Source organism: Nostoc sp. LPT, from assembly GCF_017115165.1.
Lineage (GTDB): Bacteria > Cyanobacteriota > Cyanobacteriia > Cyanobacteriales > Nostocaceae > Nostoc.
The window spans coordinates 44,873-61,970 of the sequence record NZ_JABXKF010000184.1; the positions used below are offsets into that span (position 1 = coordinate 44,873).

General features: G+C 43.7%; 13 protein-coding genes, 25 tRNA genes and 1 pseudogene. 32 read left to right on the forward strand and 7 right to left on the reverse strand.

Going from position 1 to position 17,098, the window contains the following annotated elements; all coding sequences use genetic code 11:
* Positions 1-16: 16 nt before the first annotated feature.
* Positions 17-223, forward strand: a complete 207-nt coding sequence (locus tag HWQ58_RS36425; protein WP_292873460.1) for a hypothetical protein — start codon at positions 17-19, stop codon at positions 221-223.
* A gap of 236 nt (positions 224-459) precedes the next feature.
* Here the strand turns inward: HWQ58_RS36425 and HWQ58_RS36430 are convergent, their stop codons facing one another.
* The gene (locus HWQ58_RS36430; RefSeq protein ID WP_292873461.1) at positions 460-1,965 is read right to left on the reverse strand and encodes a hypothetical protein; all 1,506 of its coding nucleotides are present in this window, start codon (positions 1,963-1,965) and stop codon (positions 460-462) included.
* A 608-nt stretch (positions 1,966-2,573) separates the two neighbouring features.
* Here HWQ58_RS36430 and HWQ58_RS36435 point away from each other — a divergent pair.
* The gene (locus tag HWQ58_RS36435; RefSeq protein WP_292873462.1) at positions 2,574-3,269 is read left to right on the forward strand and encodes a triacylglycerol lipase; all 696 of its coding nucleotides are present in this window, start codon (positions 2,574-2,576) and stop codon (positions 3,267-3,269) included.
* Positions 3,270-3,369: 100 nt separating this feature from the next.
* The gene (locus HWQ58_RS36440) at positions 3,370-3,981 is read left to right on the forward strand and encodes a cytochrome b N-terminal domain-containing protein (RefSeq protein ID WP_292873463.1); all 612 of its coding nucleotides are present in this window, start codon (positions 3,370-3,372) and stop codon (positions 3,979-3,981) included.
* A 67-nt stretch (positions 3,982-4,048) separates the two neighbouring features.
* Here the strand turns inward: HWQ58_RS36440 and HWQ58_RS36445 are convergent, their stop codons facing one another.
* The gene (locus HWQ58_RS36445; RefSeq protein ID WP_292873464.1) at positions 4,049-5,968 is read right to left on the reverse strand and encodes a cation:proton antiporter; all 1,920 of its coding nucleotides are present in this window, start codon (positions 5,966-5,968) and stop codon (positions 4,049-4,051) included.
* A gap of 461 nt (positions 5,969-6,429) precedes the next feature.
* On the opposite strand from HWQ58_RS36445, the gene HWQ58_RS36450 reads away from it, so the two are divergent.
* Positions 6,430-6,502, forward strand: a tRNA-Glu gene (locus tag HWQ58_RS36450).
* A 94-nt stretch (positions 6,503-6,596) separates the two neighbouring features.
* Here HWQ58_RS36450 and HWQ58_RS36455 read toward each other — a convergent pair.
* From HWQ58_RS36455 to HWQ58_RS36465, 3 genes and pseudogenes are all read right to left on the reverse strand, one after another.
* Positions 6,597-7,184 carry an SRPBCC family protein gene (locus HWQ58_RS36455; protein ID WP_292873466.1) on the reverse strand — a complete coding sequence of 196 codons (588 nt, stop codon included), beginning with the start codon at positions 7,182-7,184 and terminating at the stop codon, positions 6,597-6,599.
* Positions 7,177-9,202 (reverse strand): annotated as a pseudogene (locus tag HWQ58_RS36460) (GAF domain-containing protein). Before HWQ58_RS36460 ends, HWQ58_RS36455 begins: the two are co-directional and overlap by 8 nt.
* 859 nt (positions 9,203-10,061) lie before the next feature.
* Entirely contained in the window at positions 10,062-10,397 is a 336-nt protein-coding gene (locus tag HWQ58_RS36465; RefSeq protein ID WP_094347436.1) for a hypothetical protein, read from the reverse strand.
* Between the two features lie 71 nt (positions 10,398-10,468).
* Here HWQ58_RS36465 and HWQ58_RS36470 point away from each other — a divergent pair, with 71 nt between their 5' ends.
* The 3 genes from HWQ58_RS36470 to HWQ58_RS36480 all read left to right on the forward strand — a co-directional run bounded on the left by HWQ58_RS36470 (position 10,469) and on the right by HWQ58_RS36480 (position 11,747).
* Complete coding sequence (locus HWQ58_RS36470) at positions 10,469-10,720, forward strand: hypothetical protein (protein ID WP_292873468.1); 252 nt, start codon at positions 10,469-10,471, stop codon at positions 10,718-10,720.
* 114 nt (positions 10,721-10,834) lie between these two features.
* Positions 10,835-11,341 carry an HNH endonuclease gene (locus HWQ58_RS36475; RefSeq protein ID WP_292873628.1) on the forward strand — a complete coding sequence of 169 codons (507 nt, stop codon included), beginning with the start codon at positions 10,835-10,837 and terminating at the stop codon, positions 11,339-11,341.
* Positions 11,342-11,357: 16 nt separating this feature from the next.
* Positions 11,358-11,747 (forward strand): alr0857 family protein, encoded by a 390-nt coding sequence (locus tag HWQ58_RS36480; RefSeq protein WP_292873469.1) that lies wholly within the window; start codon positions 11,358-11,360, stop codon positions 11,745-11,747.
* Between the two features lie 34 nt (positions 11,748-11,781).
* Here HWQ58_RS36480 and HWQ58_RS36485 read toward each other — a convergent pair whose 3' ends face one another.
* Complete coding sequence (locus HWQ58_RS36485) at positions 11,782-12,627, reverse strand: polysaccharide deacetylase family protein (protein WP_292873470.1); 846 nt, start codon at positions 12,625-12,627, stop codon at positions 11,782-11,784.
* Between the two features lie 195 nt (positions 12,628-12,822).
* Between HWQ58_RS36485 and HWQ58_RS36490 the strand changes: the two genes are divergently transcribed.
* The 25 genes from HWQ58_RS36490 (at position 12,823) to HWQ58_RS36610 (ending at position 15,780) form a co-directional block, all read left to right on the forward strand.
* Positions 12,823-13,017 carry a hypothetical protein gene (locus HWQ58_RS36490; protein WP_292873471.1) on the forward strand — a complete coding sequence of 65 codons (195 nt, stop codon included), beginning with the start codon at positions 12,823-12,825 and terminating at the stop codon, positions 13,015-13,017.
* Between the two features lie 117 nt (positions 13,018-13,134).
* Positions 13,135-13,208: transfer RNA gene (locus HWQ58_RS36495), tRNA-Asp, on the forward strand.
* A 160-nt stretch (positions 13,209-13,368) separates the two neighbouring features.
* Positions 13,369-13,441: transfer RNA gene (locus HWQ58_RS36500), tRNA-Cys, on the forward strand.
* A gap of 7 nt (positions 13,442-13,448) precedes the next feature.
* A tRNA-Ile gene (locus HWQ58_RS36505) sits at positions 13,449-13,524 on the forward strand.
* A 3-nt stretch (positions 13,525-13,527) separates the two neighbouring features.
* A tRNA-Trp gene (locus HWQ58_RS36510) sits at positions 13,528-13,599 on the forward strand.
* Positions 13,600-13,655: 56 nt separating this feature from the next.
* Positions 13,656-13,726 (forward strand) — tRNA-Glu (locus tag HWQ58_RS36515).
* Between the two features lie 7 nt (positions 13,727-13,733).
* Positions 13,734-13,835, forward strand: a tRNA-Tyr gene (locus HWQ58_RS36520).
* Between the two features lie 4 nt (positions 13,836-13,839).
* Positions 13,840-13,929, forward strand: a tRNA-Ser gene (locus HWQ58_RS36525).
* Positions 13,930-13,933: 4 nt separating this feature from the next.
* Positions 13,934-14,008, forward strand: a tRNA-Arg gene (locus HWQ58_RS36530).
* Between the two features lie 21 nt (positions 14,009-14,029).
* Positions 14,030-14,104 (forward strand) — tRNA-Phe (locus HWQ58_RS36535).
* Between the two features lie 6 nt (positions 14,105-14,110).
* A tRNA-Asn gene (locus tag HWQ58_RS36540) sits at positions 14,111-14,185 on the forward strand.
* A gap of 5 nt (positions 14,186-14,190) precedes the next feature.
* A tRNA-Gln gene (locus HWQ58_RS36545) sits at positions 14,191-14,263 on the forward strand.
* A 3-nt stretch (positions 14,264-14,266) separates the two neighbouring features.
* Positions 14,267-14,342, forward strand: a tRNA-Gln gene (locus HWQ58_RS36550).
* Between the two features lie 6 nt (positions 14,343-14,348).
* Positions 14,349-14,451: transfer RNA gene (locus HWQ58_RS36555), tRNA-Leu, on the forward strand.
* A gap of 6 nt (positions 14,452-14,457) precedes the next feature.
* Positions 14,458-14,535, forward strand: a tRNA-Leu gene (locus HWQ58_RS36560).
* 1 nt (position 14,536) lies between these two features.
* A tRNA-Pro gene (locus HWQ58_RS36565) sits at positions 14,537-14,609 on the forward strand.
* Positions 14,610-14,612: 3 nt separating this feature from the next.
* Positions 14,613-14,686 (forward strand) — tRNA-Leu (locus HWQ58_RS36570).
* 13 nt (positions 14,687-14,699) lie between these two features.
* Positions 14,700-14,773 (forward strand) — tRNA-Met (locus HWQ58_RS36575).
* Between the two features lie 8 nt (positions 14,774-14,781).
* Positions 14,782-14,854: transfer RNA gene (locus HWQ58_RS36580), tRNA-Thr, on the forward strand.
* A gap of 4 nt (positions 14,855-14,858) precedes the next feature.
* Positions 14,859-14,929: transfer RNA gene (locus HWQ58_RS36585), tRNA-Gly, on the forward strand.
* Positions 14,930-15,037: 108 nt separating this feature from the next.
* A tRNA-Val gene (locus HWQ58_RS36590) sits at positions 15,038-15,113 on the forward strand.
* A gap of 6 nt (positions 15,114-15,119) precedes the next feature.
* Positions 15,120-15,193: transfer RNA gene (locus tag HWQ58_RS36595), tRNA-Arg, on the forward strand.
* A gap of 99 nt (positions 15,194-15,292) precedes the next feature.
* Positions 15,293-15,366, forward strand: a tRNA-Ala gene (locus HWQ58_RS36600).
* A 6-nt stretch (positions 15,367-15,372) separates the two neighbouring features.
* A tRNA-His gene (locus HWQ58_RS36605) sits at positions 15,373-15,446 on the forward strand.
* Between the two features lie 263 nt (positions 15,447-15,709).
* Positions 15,710-15,780 (forward strand) — tRNA-Lys (locus HWQ58_RS36610).
* Between the two features lie 131 nt (positions 15,781-15,911).
* Here HWQ58_RS36610 and HWQ58_RS36615 read toward each other — a convergent pair.
* Entirely contained in the window at positions 15,912-17,000 is a 1,089-nt protein-coding gene (locus tag HWQ58_RS36615; protein WP_292873473.1) for a glycoside hydrolase family 3 protein, read from the reverse strand.
* Positions 17,001-17,098 lie beyond the last annotated feature (98 nt).

A 17,098-nucleotide genomic window follows, 5' to 3' on the forward strand; every position in this document is an offset into this window, starting at 1 on the left:
TTCTAAGTTAAATATTATGGATGACGAATTAGCGATCGCTAATTCGTCATGTGATGTCCGGATAATTAACCATAATAACCGGAACGCCACCCCGCAAAAGCTGCGCTTTAGCTCCCCTCCCGAAAAGCGGGGAGGGGTTGGGGGTGGGGTTCTTTATATTATGGGTGATTTGGCGGACATGATATCAACGACTAAAAACAATATTTTAAACCCAAAACCCTGATGTAGAGACGCGATTTATCGCGTCTTGAAACTACACCAATAACCCTTAGCCCAAGCGTATTTTATTTTAAACAGGACTTATGCAAACAATGGTCGAAAAGAATGATTTTCAGGTAAGGACAATAACCTGCGGGTACTCCAGTTGAGAACTCATAGAGTAGCCGCTTCTTTATAAGACGCTGCCAATACGTCTAGATCAATTACCCCTACCTGAATACCAAAATCATCAGCGGGTGATTATTTTTCTGGATTAGACTTTTGTCTGCTTTCCTTGACTTCGCGTAACCGTTCTACTAATTTTTTATCCGATTCAGCAACAGATGTAGGCTGACCCTGATTGATTTTCGGCAACAATAACGGTTCAGAAGTAGTAGCTGCCGATGAAGGCGTAGGCTGGTTATTTTTAATTTGCAGTTCAGATAATGGTTTGGGAGTAGCTGCTGGTGCAGTTAATGGTTTGAGAGTACCTGTTGGTGAGGACGTAGGCGGGTTATTTCTGATTTGTAAATTAGGTAATGGTTTAAAAGTAGCTGCTGGTGAGGGAGTAATCTGATTGTTATTGATTCCCGGTGCAGATAATGACGAGGGCTTTTGCTCTTGATTAATTCCAGTAAGATTGCTCGTGCTGTTTTGGAAACGTAGGTTGAATGGATAGGAACTAATCTGTTTATCTCCCTTGGGGGATTGCTTGTTGAAGTATTGCCTTGCTTTTAATTGCAATTCCGGGGAAATTAACTTGTCTTGAAATTTGATATCTAAGACCTTACCATCAGGATCTACAACCAATACACCCAAAACAGCACCTTCAAGATTTGACTTATCCGTGGATAATGTTTGGCGGATGACTGGTTTTTGTTCAGCGTTAGGGTATTGTTGCTGGACTTGCTTTCTCAGGTTGGCGTAAGAGTCTAGCTGTGCAATTGCCTGTTGAGTTCCCTTAGTCGATAAATCCGCTGTTTGTAGCGTGCTTTTCCTAGTTCCAATTAAAGTACCCCCATTCATTGGAGCTTGTTTTAGAGAATTTATCAGCGGGTTTTGAGCAATTGTAGACGACGCATTAGGAATTGGTTGCGTCATTGGCTGCGAAGTCGTATTTACCTGTGCTGTTGCAATGGGTGTACTGTCAGATAAGATTGGAGGCTGGGCATTCCGCAGAATATCAGCAGGTATTGGCTGCGGCTGCAATCCTGGCAACCTATTTACAGCTAGCGGCTTAGGTGACTCGTATTTGGCGACGTTCTCACTCACATTCACGCGAGGAACTGGTCGAGAGAATCTGGCGCTGGTATTAAATTTAGAACTATCAAATTTAGACGCGTCAAACCGCAAATTATCACTAGGAATCATCCGCAAAGACTGCCTTGTAGGCAAGGAAGAGACTCGATAGTTATTCGATGATGCCGGTAGCGGAGGTAATATCGGCTGACCGGATGGTGATGGCGCTAATGGGGTTAATCCCGGTTGGACGCTAAAGTTTGGAGCAGCAAGTGGGGCGACTGGAGGTAATTGTTGTAAACCAATTTGGGGTGTGCTTTGCGGCAAACGGTTTTGGTCGGCTTGGCTCAATTCCAAAAGTCCAACTGTTTTGGATGATGCTGTTTCTTTGGGCTTGTTAGACTCCATCGGCATCAATGGTACGATCATGGCGATCGCACCGTGAATACCAAGGGAGGCTATAGCTGCTATCCCAATTGGCTGGCTTAAAATTTCTGGTATATTTTTCAGCAGGGAGACGTAAGACATAGCTGTTATCGTTCACTCACTCAGTTGCAGTTGACTAGCGATTTTCTCTTTTCGGCATTGCAATATCTTGCAAGATATGCGTTCTTCATAAGGAAATAATAACTTCCTCTGCTGGCAATCAAAACGCCAAAATTGCCATTTATTCAAGTTTTTAACTAATGACGGTGTATCATATCTTCAAAATTCAAGCTTGCTAAAGAGATATTTTCAAATTACTACTTTTGATTTTTTATTGTTATGACGCACACAATTAAAATTAATATCTGGGAGTTTTATAAATTTTAAGTAAACGCACAAGTTTGAATACATCAAAACATCTGCCGAAGTTGCCTTGTTTTTTCAACTGTTTTTCAGTTAACTACACTTCTGTAACAGATGACACACGTGCTTATCTGAGACTAAGCCCTATTTGAAAATACTACCACATCGGCAGCCTCTCAAACTGTTGCAAATTGTACAATTTTATTGACATTCTAGCCTTAAATCTCACCAAAGCTATTGGTTTTTCTGCAAGGAGTGAGTCAGACGATCGCAATTCTAGCTCCTGAATATGACTACTTCTTCGTCAAAAAAGTTCAAACCCTCAATCATTGCATCCAAAATTTCAAATGCCGTTACCAACAGTTATTTTGCCTGGATATCTAGAAAGCGCGATCGCTTATCGCCAGCTAGAACAATCCCTACAAAAGTTAGATTTTCCCACAGTTACAGTACCACTGCGAAGGCGTGACTGGCTCCCCACTTTGGGAGGAAGACCTGTAACCCTGATTCTGCAACAACTCGATCGTACGATTAAGCATACATTAGAGCAACATAATGCTACTCAAATTAACTTAATTGGTCACTCAGCTGGAGGTTGGATATCCCGGATCTACATGGGAGAAAAGCCCTATTTGGCACGCGGTGATGTCAAGCCATTTCTCTGGCAAGGGCATCCTTTGGTTGCTACTCTCATCACCTTAGGTACACCCCATATTAGCCAAGAACGCTGGACACGCTCCAATCTAGATTTTGTCACCAATAACTACCCAGGAGCTTTTTACAAAAACGTTCGTTACGTTTGTGTAGCTGGCAAAACTATCTTTGGCAAAAGGCGGCCTGGTAGTTGGTTAGCTTACAGTAGTTATCAATTAACTTGTGGTAAGGGTAACACTTGGGGAGATGGCATTACGCCCATTGAAGCTGCTCATTTGGAAGGGGCAGAAAATCTGGTAATTGAAGGTGTCAAGCATTCTCCCAGAAGTCCTGGAATTTGGTATGGCTCACCAGAACCCTTAAAAGCTTGGGTGCAATATTTAATTTAAAAAACTTTATTTTTATATAAGAAAAGTAAAATTTATTAAAATTTCTTAGCTAAAATTGTAATAAGAATAAATACTTACTTAAGAACAGGAGGGGTGAGCCATGCAAAGCACCCAGTTCGATCGGATTTTGCGACGAATAGCAACGATATTATCAGTCGTGATTTTGACTCTGTGTTTAATTTATATCTCTACCGGAGTTTTGCTTTCTTTTTACTATGAACCGACAGCAGGCGGAGCTTATAACTCATTAAAGATGATTAATACACAACTACCATACGGCTGGTTGTTTTGGAGAGCGCATGATATTGCTGGTAATGCGGTAATTGGGATCGCTCTAATTCAAATTGTGGTGATGTTTTTAGGTCGGCAATTTCGCAAGAGTTGGCTGGCTGCTTGGATTAGTGTGATTTTGTTAACCTTGAGTGCGATCGGGTTGGATTGGACAGCGATGATTTTAGATTGGACTCAGGAAGGATACTGGCGTTTTAGCATTGAGCTAGGAACCATCGAAGCCATTCCTTTGATTGGTGGGCAACTGCGCGAAATCCTGACTGGTGGTGGAGCCATCAACACAATTACCGTCGAACACCTTTACACAATCCACAGTTATCTGATTTCGGTAGCGACGCTAATTCTCGCCATAGTACATTTGTCTGCTTTACTCTGGCAAGAATGGCAAATATATCAAGCTGAGTTAGGAGTTAGGAGTTAGTAATTATTCTCCCCCTGCTCCCTCATCCCCCTCATCCCCCTCATCCCCCTGCTCAAGAACTGCTCCCTCATCCCCCAGGAGCTTCACTAGTAGAAAGTTGAGATAATTGGGCAAGGGATAGGTCTTCAACCTCTGGTAACTTCTCTAGAGAAAGGGGAGTGGATTGGGTGGCACCAGATAAGCGTTTTAAAAGGCTAGGTCTGGGGTCATGTAACAGATAAATAATGCGATCGCCAATTTCCCAATCTTGGTTAGCTGGCATTACCTGTAAGCGTTCTGCTCGTTCTACCAATAGCGGTATCAACACCCCAGTCCGAATCTTTTCTTGGATGCGATCGTATTGAGTCGAAAACTCAAATTCATCTAGCGTAGTTGTCCCCAACTTCACTCGCCCATCATTCAAATATTCATTCCAAGTTTTAATTGCTAAGTCTGGAATAAAAGCTTGATTAACTTTATTACTAGCCGAGATACTAGCTTGTGGATCGCGGGGAAAAACAGCTAAGACGCGCGGGGGTTTAAACTCCTCAGCTGCTCTTTGAGCCAAAACAAAATTCACCTCACCATTACTTGTCATCGCCAAAAAAGTACCCATAGAGGCAAGTCCTGCCTCTTCCAAAACAGCAGCATCCAGCGCACTGCTGGCAATAACCCGGAGATTTTGCGCCTCGGCTTGCACAAGACATTCGGGGTCAGTATCAATCATCACCACATTTTCTCCCCGTTCTTGAAAGAAACGAGCAATCACAAGGCTCAAAGGATTACAACCCACAATCACTGCTCCAGTTACATCCTTAGAGGTGATTTCCAGCCATTTAGCAACCCAGCCAGCTGTTAGCCCTTGGCAGACAACAGTCATGATAATTGTCAGAAAAACTAAAGCTTTGATGGAATCACCACCGTTAATGCCGCGTTGTGTCAGGGAAATCGCAAAAAAAGAAGCTACAGAGGCAGCAACAATTCCTCTGGGAGCAACCCAGCTTAAAAATAGTTTCTGTCGCCAGTTTAGGTCACTGTTCCAGGTACACAAGAGGATATTAATCGGGCGAACGACAAACATTAGTACCAAAACGGTGAATAAACTACCCCAACCCAAAGCAAACACACTGGCAATGGATAGGTCAGCAGCTAATAAGATAAATAGCACCGAGACACTGAGAATTGTCAGCTGACCCTTAAAGCTGCGTAACAGACGTTCTTCCGGGACTGAGGAGTTGGCAAAGACAGCCCCTGCAACTACTGTTGTCATTACTCCCGATTCACTGCGGATCATCTGCGATAAGGTAAACAAGCTCCAAAGTATCGCCAACACCACTAAGTTTTTTAGCTCAAATGACAGAAAACTGGCGCGTTTGAAAATCAAACTCATCAGATAACCGCCAGCACCACCAATTGCTGCGCCAACACCCAGACGTATAAGTAAACCGACGATCGCATTGATCGGGTCAGCATAACCATTCAAAATTGTATCGAGGACAACGAAGGCGAGGATAGCCCCTACAGGGTCAATTAAAACCCCTTCTCCTTCCAAAAGTGTTGCCACTTGTCGATCTACATTGATTTGTTTGAGCAATGGGCCAACGACGGTTGGGCCTGTCACTACGACTATGGAAGCATAGAGAAAAGCTATGTTCCAGGGAAATTCACCCAGCCAGTGAGCAGCCATACTCCCACCAAGCAGGGTGATTAGCGTTCCTTGAGTGACGAGCAATTGTAGGCTGACTGAAACTCTACCTAACTCACGCAGATCCAAGTTAAGTCCGCCTTCAAACAAAATGATTGCCGTTGCCAGGGCGACTATAACTTCCAGTCCAGTGCCTAGCGAATGGGGATGCAATAGCCCTATGCCATCGGAGCCAAACAAAATGCCCAACAGCAATAACAAGACGATGCTGGGTACACGAAGGTATGCAGCCAGCACTTGGGCACTAATGCCTGCAAAGACAGCGATCGCCATCTGTATGGTGATTTCAAAAGATGCTTCCATGTTGTAGATTTTGAGCGATTTATTTCAAAATCTCTTGTAAAAAACCGTAGATATTAACTCTACAGGGTACAACATCATACCCTTTGTTCCTTGCTGTCTTCAGCGTTTTTTAGATATGTGTATACCCCAAAATTCCCAGCGCCTAACGCTGACGCACTCTGCGGCTGATCGCACAAGCATCTACGGACTTTTTTATCGTAAATCAAGGGGTTTAAGACCCTTACGTCTACACGTAGCGTGGAGTCAGAGCCACTCCGCCTTTAGTCAGTTTCAATCGGGGTTTAAATCCCTGTCTGAAAATGTCTAAAATGTTTGAATTTTGAATTGTTAACTGTCTCCATATCTTTATATCCTCTTTAAGCTTTTGCTTCCACCCAGTTTAGCTGCCAGAAACTTTTTTTGGCAAAACCTGTTGACAACGGCAAGGAAATTGGTTAACTTATAAAAGGTCTGAGTCCAATGCCCCCATCGTCTAGAGGCCTAGGACACCTCCCTTTCACGGAGGTAACGGGGATTCGAATTCCCCTGGGGGTACTTAAAAACAATAAAAAGCAAAAGCTTTTTTGTTTGAAATCTAGCAATAAAAACCATCATTCAGGAATACACCTGAATGATGGTTTAATTGTTGTTATGCATACGGTTTTTTGCTGGCTAGTTCTTCTACACGTTGGTGAATAGCCAAAAGATTCAACCGCAAATCTTTGCTCAGGCGATTTTCAATAATTCCCACTGGCATAGTGAGTTTAGGCCAAACTTGAATTGTGTAGGACAGATTTGTTCCTAGATACTCACCGAAAGAATAAGGCTCTAAGCACCAGCTACCAGAAAAGCCTTTAAAATCTCCCTCTACCATGCAGAAATTAATTGCTTTAGGGAAGTATTCTTCCAAATCTAGAACTACCCGCGCACAAAAGTTGAAATTCAGTAAGCGTTGGGAGCCTACTTGCTCCAGTCGAATTCCACCATTGGGATGCTCGATTAGACAACTCTTGGCGAGGTTGGGGATGAAGTCAGGTAAGGCTTCATAATTTGTTAGAACCTTCCAGATTTGCTCCACTGGGTGGGGGATTTGGACTTTAGCACTGATTTGCCGCTGTCGCTCTGCTATTTTCTCAATTTGAACTTCTACCTGAGCAGGCAAATCCCCTTCTAGGTTGGTGTCATCAGTGGAAGACTGCAAATTAGGGTTCTCTGTTGTGTTCTGTTTTTTAGTCACTTTCAGAATTATGGTTTGCTTTCGTCAGAAAATTGGGGCAGAGTCAAAGTGAAGCAAATTTCGCTCTGTTCAGAAACCGAAATTGGGAGACTTTCAACAGCGATCGCTCCATTCAGATGCTGCACTAAAGACTTGACTAAAGCAAGTCCCAAGCCAGTCCCTGGAGTCCAACGCCCTTTTCCACGACGGAATTTATCAAAGATGTAGGTCGCTTCTTCTTCAGAGATGGCACGTCCTGTATTCGTCACCTTTATGATAACTTGATCGATTTGTCGATCAACTTGGTGAGCAGCTTCAAGATGGACTATTGTATCAGGCTCTGAGTATTTACAGGCATTCGTTAGTAATTCTTGCAGGATGCGGTCAAAGCTCTCCAGTTCAGTTTGCAATTTGAGCGATTCCTCTGGCAAATCTACAGAAATATTTAATCCCTTTTCGCCAAGTTTTTTCTCAAAAGATGCTGCTATATCCTGAATTCTAGTATTTAAATTTATAGATTCTAATTGCGGGGCTTCGTGAGGCGACTCTAGCTTTTGGAGGGTCAACAAGTCATTAATCAAGTTGATTTCTTTTGAACATTCCTGCTCAAGAATATCTAGATATTTAGTCTGACGCTCTGGTGCTATTCCTGGCAAACGCAAGTTTTTTATTGACATCAGCATATTTGTCAAAGGGTAGCGTAGGCGATCGCTCATGTTACTCAAAAATTCATCTTTGAGTTCGTTGAGTTTCCGCAACTGCTCAACATATTGCCGTGTTCTTTCATTCAATTTTGCCTGGAGTTCCAGACTACTCTGGAGTTGCGCCGTCCGATCTTTTACCAAACTTTGGACTCCGCTCAATGTCGTTGACTGCATTATGGCGTTACTTACTTGAGCACAAACCATTTCTACAAGATTTAATTCTGCTGCTTGCCAACTGCGAGTGACAGCTTGCTGTAGCACCAAAAATCCTAAAATTATACCTTGACTTTCTAATGGCACTAACAGCACCGCCGGAAATTTCTCTACTGCCAATAATGGAGTAGCTGTTGAGGTATCATTTTGCTCTGTATAATCATCAAAGATTACTGGTTTTCCTGAGTCTAGGAAGGCACGCTGGCATAAACCACAATCTGAAATTAAGAACGACTGATTTAAGGTATCTGGTTTACTAACGCGGGAACTCTGGATTACCTTAGTCCATTCACCACTCACGGTAGCTTTTGCTTTCGGAATTTGTTTTTTAGCTTGAGTCCTATCTGTATATTTCAGTTGTATAAGCAAACCTCGATCTGCTTGTAGAGATTCAGCAGTCGAGGCGATAACTAATTGGAGCATTTGATTTAGCTCCAAGTTGCTACGACTCAATATAGTTAATTGCTTGATCAAGCTTTGATGCTGCTTGCTCTTTTGCAGGGACTGCTGTTGATGAGTAATTTGTTGAGCTTGTGCTACTCCAGAAAAAGCGATCGCGCAAGCCGACTCCACTTCTTTGAGCAATTGTTTTTCTGATTCACTCCATTCATAAGGTTGGAATTTAATCAGATTAATCACTCCATTATTATTGCCACCAAACCGAGTGGGAATTGCCAAAACCGCTTTTATCGGTAGTGGTAAATATTGACACCCAACTACTAGACTGTTCTGAATTATGGAAATGTCTTCAATAGTCAATGGTTGAGCAGCACATTGCAGCACTGGCGAGTGCATAAGCAGCTGTTCCATCGAAAACATTTCTTCTGGGTGGGGCAATCCTAGATACTCATCAGCACACCAATTAGTAGTAGTTGCTTCCTGGGATGTTTCATCCGCCACTGAAACCAAGCAGCAGCAATCTACTTGAAAAGCCACTCCTAGCAATTGGGCAATATCTTGCAGCATCAAAGCCGTAGCAGAGCTATTAGCAATGATTTGGTTAATCTTTTGTACCAACTCGCGGGCAGGTTCTTCCTGATGCTGCATCAGCTTGACTTGGTAAGGTTGTAGTCGATCTATGTCATCTATGTAATGTGGCGGCGATGATAAAGGCTTTTTCATTTTTGGCACGCCCTCGGATAATAACCCCATTGTTCTTGCACCCAACCTTTTGGCATATTCTTCACCGTTAGTTGTGTTGCTACACCCTGATAATTGACAAATTTTGTGTGAATACTTTCTCTCACCTGTTATAGCCCTTTTCTATCTCAGATGGCCAAATTTCCACTAGATCAAGCAAATTGCTACATTGGTACATAAGTAATAAAATACTTAAGATATCCTATAAATTTTTAAGTTAGCTTATTTTTAACTGCTCTATCTTGAAATAATTTATTAACTGTATCCTGTCTGTAAGTATACATAAACCGTAATTTCTCTGGAATTACAGCAAAATTCCCCTTTTGAGGGCGTAAAATTACGTAACTTGCTTTATAAAGCTTTATTACATTTCTTGAAAAAACTAGTAGGTTTAACAAGCTACTCTTTGATCTCCGTAACTCTCAGTAAAATATCAATAAAAGTAAAGGAGACACGAGGAGGTTGCTCTTGCAGTATAGGCTTCTCTTCTCTACAAGAGGCTGCACTAACGAGACACACTTGTAGTTCAGACCTACACTGATAGCGTAACTGTGGTAGCGAGTTCGTGAGCGTCTTGCTCTCAACCTGTGGCAGAAATTTGGAGTAGAGCTTAAATTTAAATAAATTCTTGCTGATCAGAGGTTGCGGCAGTTCTGGCTAAATTTTGAATGCAGCCTAGTTATTAGTAAAAATAACTAGGCTGCATTCGTCTGAATATAAAACTAAACCACATCTATTTTCAGAATTATATTTTTTAAAGTAGTAAGAGCATTTTGTACTCCCTGCTGGTAGTGGCGGGCTTTTCGGCCCGCCCTACTCCAGGTTTCAAAATGGACGAAGTTTATCCAGCCAAGCTCTCGACACTCAGAGGAACCATATCGCCATTCCTCGTTAGTCCTAACAACATCGGTTCTTGGGGTTGAATTAGTTGACCTGTAAGTACACAGCGTTCTTCTTGCTGAGCTGTGGCAGCTATGCTAGCTCGAATGTCGGATCGCGAAAATCGAGGCTTCCACTCACCTGATTTTTGCTGGACATAATTCCAAAGGATATCTCGGATCAGAGCTTGATATCCCTGATTCCCAGCTATTTCTTTGAGCTTATCTTTGAGTTCTCGCTCTAGGCGAATGCTGGTAACTTCCATATCGGTGGTTGGGGTGCGAGCGATCGTATGCATCAGTTTTTCTCCTTAAAGGTATAGACAGGATAGTAATACAAGTGTAGTATGTTTAAGGGAATGTTCAATAGGTGAAATTTTCTGTGAAATCAATCTACCCCATCTCTACTTCAATTTTGTGCGTTACCAATTGCCGAACCAATTGGGAATCAGCTGCTATGGAAGTGGAGTATTTATTTATGGGCGATGGTAGCCGAAATCATGGGCAAATCACAGAAGGTAATGATGATTATAAGTATGTAGCCATTAGTGCACTAATTGCAAAACCACAACTAGATCAAAAAAGCGGGGGGTACAGACAAAGGAATCCTGTACCGATATGAGACCAGAAAATTTTCCGGTCAATTCTAACCCCCGCTTCACCGAAAACTTGAAGCGGGGGTTTTTTTATAAGGAGTTAAGCTGTGACGATATCTTCCATGCGCGGCGCGAACGCAATGCAAGTGTTAGAGCAATCTGTGGTGGTGTTTTCTCAAAATTACTTGCCACTATGTCGGGTCAATATCAAGCGGGCGATTGTGCTGTTAGTAACCAATAAGGCGCAACCGCTGGGTTTTACCACAGAAAGCGGATGGCAAGTTCACTCACCCAGTTTGGTAATTGATGTGCCAAAACATATTCGTTTGACAATCACTTCTAATGAGCGGATGTGGAAAGTTCCGCCAGTGAATCGGCGGGAAGTATTGCGACGAGACCATCACAGTTGCCAATATTGCGGCAGCAGCAAACATCTAACGCTAGATCATGTGATGCCGCGTTCTAAAGGCGGTTCTCACACTTGGGATAACGTGGTCGCAGCTTGTGAAAGATGTAACTCCCGTAAAGGCGATCGCACCCTGTTTGAAGCTGGTATGCAACTGCGTACCAAACCAAAAGCGCCAATCCACCCCGCGATTTCTTTTGCTGAACAGTTTTGGATAGATATGCAAGCAAGCCTGGAATAACAGGAGAGCATAAGGAATGCTGAAATTAACTTACACTGAAAGCAGTTTTGATTTAGAATGTGTCACTCTGTCGCTAGAAGAATGGGTAGCGCAACGAGTGATTTTAGCCCTGCGAGTTGGGCAAGGTTTGTGCATTGAACCCACTACCGCTTCCTTTTTGCTTCCTGTTGATTTGCCAGGAGTAGAAGTACTTAGGGCTGAGGTAAAAAGAGATGACAGAGAAATCATTGCCCTCTGTGCGTGTGATGCCGAATATATGGAAGTCACCCTGCGGGGTTCTTGGCTATCAGTTAGTTCTAAGGATGCTGTCGGTGTGTTTGTCACCACTATGAGCGATCGCGCTGAGTTCTTTTTGCACAAACTTTGGCAGGAAGCTCAATTTTGTGCTTCTGTGATGAGCGAGTAAACGAAATAGTCGGGTGAGGAGAATTTCTCACCCTTTATTGCGCCATTTTTAGTAGTTCAGGAATTGTCATAAATCGGTAGCCTTGCTGTTTGAGTCCACTAATGATTTGTGGCAAAGCTTCTACAGTTCTGTGGCGATCGCCACCACCATCATGCATTAAAACAATGAAACCAGGTTTCGCGCCTTTGAGGACATTATTTACAAATGCCTGTGGTTTGGCGTGAGGATCGGTATCAGCGGAAGTTAGCGACCACATAATGACAGCATCTTTCTGGCTTTTGGCGTAAGCGGCTAGTCCGTTATTTAAAAAGCCTCCAGGAGGACGAAACAGAGAAGTTTTAACTCCTGTAGTTTTGTATATCAGCTCGGCTGTGCGATCAATTTCACTCTTGGCTGTGGCTTCATCCATTCGCCGATACCAATGATGCCAAGTATGGTTGCCAATGGCGTGTCCCTCGGCTACTTCACGCTTGGCTAAGTCTGGATTTGCTTGCAAAGCTTGTCCTACCCAAAAGAATGTTGCTTTAACATCATTTTGCTTTAAGATATCCAGCATTTCTAGGGTTGTCTTTGGCCAGGGCCCATCATCAATGCTGAGAGCTATAACCTTTTCGTTGTTGCTGGGTTGCACCTTATAAACTGTTTTTCCTTGAAATTTTGCTGGGACTGTAAAGGTAGGGTTTTCTACTTTGGCTGATGGTGGTAGCTGGGCATTAATTTGGCTTTTTGCTGGATCTTGAAGTGCAGTATGAATTTTGCTTAGTGGCTGGTTCAATCCCGATTGTGGGGAGATACCTGGAGCAATACTACAAGCTGTAATACTAAAGGCGATCGCGACAAAACTAATTATCTGTTGTCGCTTGAGGGAGTTGTTTGTCACGTCAGGCTTTTAAAGATTCACCCAATCATAAGCTGTAGTTTGACTTTTCAAGGAGTTTAGCAAGCTCAAATATAAGTGCAGAAGCTTTTATAGACAATATCAAAAAATTTTTCTGAAACCCCTTGACACCTCTTGTAGTATTTTGTAGTATAAATGTAGTAAGGCGAAAGACAAAGCTTCTCAAAAGTCAAAATTATGTTCTACATACAACTAAAGGACAGGCGCTGGCATAAACCAGAGTCTCCAGTCAACAAAGCTGCTTTTACTTGCAAACCATCGGCAGTAGAGGCAATAAACGAAAAAAGTTCTAAATTTGCACTCATCAAAACCACTGAATACATCCGTAATACACAACAGGCTTGCTACCTAGAGTTTCGGTTGTTTTCCTAACAGTTTCTAACAGTAAAAGCTAATTTTTCTGAACCTTGAAAACTAAATAAGAAATGGGCAAGTTCACCAAAATTCTGTACCTAAAAACTTAAAAGTTTAGGCACAGATTCAAAAAATCGGGGTGTAGCTCAATTGGCTAGAGCGTTCCGTTGTCTGCGGAAATGTTGCGGGTTCAAGTCCCGTCACCCTGGTTCTAGTCCTGTAGGCGAATAGTTTAAGCCGTCAGCCTACGGCAGTCGCTACAACGGATAGCGCAGCGTTAGCGAGTCATCGAGCGTCGGGAACGTCCGCAACACGCTGCCTCCTCAAGCTGAAGATTGACGAGTGCGAATCTCGTCGGGACTCCCAAATGGCTGAGTAGCCAAGTGGTCGAAGGCGTTGGTCTGCAAAACCGACATCGTGAGTTCAAATCTCACCTCAGCCTCTGGTGCCGCAGTGTAGCTTAATCAGCAAAGCCCCAGGTTCATACCCTAATATATGCGGGTGCAAATCCCGCCGCTGCCACCAAATGCAGGGATAGTGTAACGGTAACACCTCGTGACTCCAAATCCGATGTTCTAGGTTCAAATCCTAGTCCCTGTGTCAGACAATTTTAGATTAAAAAGTTTCATCCAAAATCTAAAATTCAGTCAATTATGCCCTCGTGGACTAATGGTTAAGTCAGTGTTCTTTCAAAGCACAGATGCGAGTTCAATTCTCGTCGAGGGAATGATTGTGGGTCGGTGGCCGAGTCTGGCTGAAGGCGACAGTCTGTAAAACTGTTCTTTTTTGCACGCAGGTACCCTTCGGGAAGCAAGCTACAAATCCTGCTCGACCCATTATGGAGAGGTGGCTGAGTGGCCCAAAGCGTCCTCCTGCTAAGAGGAAGCGGGTAGTTAATACCCGTCGCAGGTTCAAATCCTGTTCTCTCCGTTTTGAGAGTGTGGTGTAACTGGATAACATCTCAGTCTACGAAACTGAAGATTTGAGGGTTCGATTCCCTCCGCTCTCGTTACATAATCTCTTCTTTTATCCCTCGGTAGCTCAGTTGGTAGTTAGCGCCTGTTTGAAAAACAGGAGGTCGTCGGTTCGATTCCGACCTGGGGGGCTTCGTTGCCTCATAGCTCAATGGCAGAGCAAGCGGCTGTTAACCGCGCGGTTGTAGGTTCGAGTCCTACTGAGGCAGCCATTCATTGCCGGGTGGACGAATTGGGAAGTCGCATCGCTCTGAACGATGAGGTTGCAGGTTCAAACCCTGCCCTGGCAATAAAGCCCTGTGGTGTAATTGGCAACATAGCGCCCTTTGAAGGCGAAGATTCCAGGTTCGACCCCTGGTGGGGCTGCCAAAATTTGCTCTTGTAGCCCAACTGGAAGAGGCTGCCGTCTCAAAAACGGTAAGTTGTGGGTATCCTTCGGGAAGCCGCTTTGCGTCTACGATTCCCACCAAGAGTACCAAAATTTGCTCCTGTAGCCCAATTGGAAGAGGTGGCAGACTTAAAATCTGTTTAGTTGTGGGTTCGACTCCCACCAGGAGTACCAACGGGATGTAATTCAGCGGCGAGAAGCCATGCTTTGGGAGCATGGAGTCGCAGGTTCGAGTCCTGCCATCCCGATATGCCCCTGTGACGGAACTGGCATACGTGCTGGAATCAGAGTCCAGATTTTGCAGGTTCAAATCCTGTCAGGGGTATTGGTGAATATGCGGCGATAGAGCAACGGTGGCTCGTCAGGCTCATAACCTGAACATCAGCAGGTTCGACTCCTGCCCCCGTCACCAAAAATAGTGCTGGTGTAGCTCAATTGGCAGAGCAACTGACTTGTAATCAGTAGGTTGCAGGTTCAATTCCTGTTACCAGCTTGATGCGGATGTGATGTAACGGCAGCATGGGACGTTTCCACCGTCTTCGTGCGAGTTCAAATCTCGCCGTCCGCTCTGAAACTTGCGGGTGTGATGTAATCGGTAGCATTTGAGTGCGCCATACTCAGTGCGTGGGTACTCTTCGAGAACGCTGCGCGAACAAGTCCCTTCACTCGCTTGCATAGTCCTGTAGCTCAATTGGTAGAGTGTCTTCCTTACAAGAAGAATGTTGCGGGTTCAATTCCTGTCAGGACTACCAAATCTTGGGAGTGTAGCTCAATGGAATAGAGCGTCGAGCTTCTACCTCGAAAGTTGTGGGTTCAAGTCCTACCACTCCCGCCTAAACAAGTCAAAAGTTAAAAGTCAAAAGTCAAAAGAATGAATTTAATTATTTCTCTTTCTTTTTAGTTTTTACTTTGCTCTTTTTACTTATTTGATGGGGTCATAGCTCAATTGGCTAGAGCGCCTGCCTTGCAAGCAGGAGGTTATGGGTTCAAGTCCCATTGATTCCACTGATGGTGTCTGAAGCCAAAGTGGTCGAGGCGCTGGTTTGTGGAACCAGTCATAGCGGGTTCAAGTCCCGTCAGACACCCCTGAATGGAAGATGCCGCTGAATGGACGGCAACTGGTCTTGAAAACCAGGGTATGGGTAACTGTAGGGGTACCCTACGGGAAGCAAGCTACGATTCCTCCATCTTCCACTTATCCACCTGAAGCCGAAAAGCGAGGCACTGTGCTGATAACACAGAAATAGGAGGGGCAGTACCTTCCAGGTGGATTTATATCTAAGTTTGGTGTTACAAGATTTGCGATGTAATACGATCGCACTTGCTCATTTCTTTTTCAAATTAACTAGGGTGGTTGGCATACCGGCTGTGCAGCGGGCTTTTAACCCGCAGAAATAGGTTCGACCCCTATACCACCCACTAAACAATTCAAAATTCAAAATGACGCTCGCGGACTCGCTAACGCTGCGCTAACAAAATTCAAAATTAAGAAATGAAATCTTAGTTAGCCTTTTGGCAATTGCTAATATGCAACTTGAATGCAGGTTGGGTTATGAATAGCAACTAGCGATCGCTAGTTGAGCATGTTGCAATAATATATCTTTATCCAAAGCATGTACGGGATATTGCGGTGTTACTGCCAGTAGTTTCTCAATTCTTTCTCTAGCTGCTTCTACCACTGCTTCATCTAAGCTACCGTTACTGAGCGAATCAGCAAAATCTTCAGCAATCCGATAAGTTCTTTCAATAGATGATGAATTAATATTACGCGAGACAATAAACAGATCGCAGCCTGCATTAAATGACCGCGCGACAGTACCAGCTTTCATAAACATATCTGAGATCGCTTTCATATCCAAATCATCAGATACAACCACTCCCTCAAAGCCAAGTTCCTCTCTAAGTATGGTTTTGAGGATAGCCTGGGAAAGCGTTGCTGGCACATCAGGATCTATCTTGGGAAATAAGATATGGACAGTCATAATCAAAGGAATCTGTACTTCGATTAAAGCTTTGAAGGGTATAAGTTCTCGAAGTTGCAGGTCTTCTAGAGTTAAATTCAGTATTGGTAGCTCAATATGAGAATCCTTGCCGGTGTCTCCATGTCCGGGGAAGTGTTTAGCGCATCCCAAAATTCCTGAATCTCGAAGTCCAAGGTAGTAGTCACGCGCACCTTGAGTAGCAGTTTCGGGAGTGCTACCAAAGGCGCGAGGCCCAATCACAGGATTGTTGGGATGGGAAAAAATATCGGCTACTGGTGCCCAAGATAAATTGATTCCCAATGATTTTAGTTCTACCGCTGTGGCTTTTGCTACTTCATAAGCGTGCGATCGCAGCAACAACCCATGAGGAAACCGGGTAATTGGTAGCGGTGTACGAATTACACGACCTCCTTCATGATCAAGAGTGATGAACATGGAATCACGTTCAGTGTATTCTCGTATCTGCCTGTTTAAATCCTTGAAGCTTTCCAGCCAAACCTGATATGGAGTGCCATCCAAAAAGTTCTTAGCAAAAAATATCACCCCAATCGGTTTTAATTCATTGAGTGCGCGTTTATCGTCATCGCTTAATGTCGTGCTGGAAATACCTAGAATCAGGTGATGTCCAAAGCGCCTTAGCTCCTGCGATACACTCATAATCTTTTACCTATAAGTTGTGAGGTAAACAACTGGGTTGTTCAACCTAGAGGACATAAACATTTATCCTACACCCTTATAGGGAGAGGAAAGTTTTC

What these genes read in the sequence shown, in the direction of transcription:
- HWQ58_RS36425 (WP_292873460.1), top strand. Translation starts at nt 17, where the DNA reads ATGGATGACGAATTAGCGATCGCTAATTCGTCATGTGATGTCCGGATA.
- HWQ58_RS36430 (WP_292873461.1), bottom strand. Translation starts at nt 1,965, where the DNA reads ATGTCTTACGTCTCCCTGCTGAAAAATATACCAGAAATTTTAAGCCAG.
- HWQ58_RS36435 (WP_292873462.1), top strand. Translation starts at nt 2,574, where the DNA reads ATGCCGTTACCAACAGTTATTTTGCCTGGATATCTAGAAAGCGCGATC.
- HWQ58_RS36440 (WP_292873463.1), top strand. Translation starts at nt 3,370, where the DNA reads ATGCAAAGCACCCAGTTCGATCGGATTTTGCGACGAATAGCAACGATA.
- HWQ58_RS36445 (WP_292873464.1), bottom strand. Translation starts at nt 5,968, where the DNA reads ATGGAAGCATCTTTTGAAATCACCATACAGATGGCGATCGCTGTCTTT.
- HWQ58_RS36465 (WP_094347436.1), bottom strand. Translation starts at nt 10,397, where the DNA reads ATGCATACGATCGCTCGCACCCCAACCACCGATATGGAAGTTACCAGC.
- HWQ58_RS36475 (WP_292873628.1), top strand. Translation starts at nt 10,835, where the DNA reads ATGCAAGTGTTAGAGCAATCTGTGGTGGTGTTTTCTCAAAATTACTTG.
- HWQ58_RS36480 (WP_292873469.1), top strand. Translation starts at nt 11,358, where the DNA reads ATGCTGAAATTAACTTACACTGAAAGCAGTTTTGATTTAGAATGTGTC.
- HWQ58_RS36490 (WP_292873471.1), top strand. Translation starts at nt 12,823, where the DNA reads ATGTTCTACATACAACTAAAGGACAGGCGCTGGCATAAACCAGAGTCT.
- HWQ58_RS36615 (WP_292873473.1), bottom strand. Translation starts at nt 17,000, where the DNA reads ATGAGTGTATCGCAGGAGCTAAGGCGCTTTGGACATCACCTGATTCTA.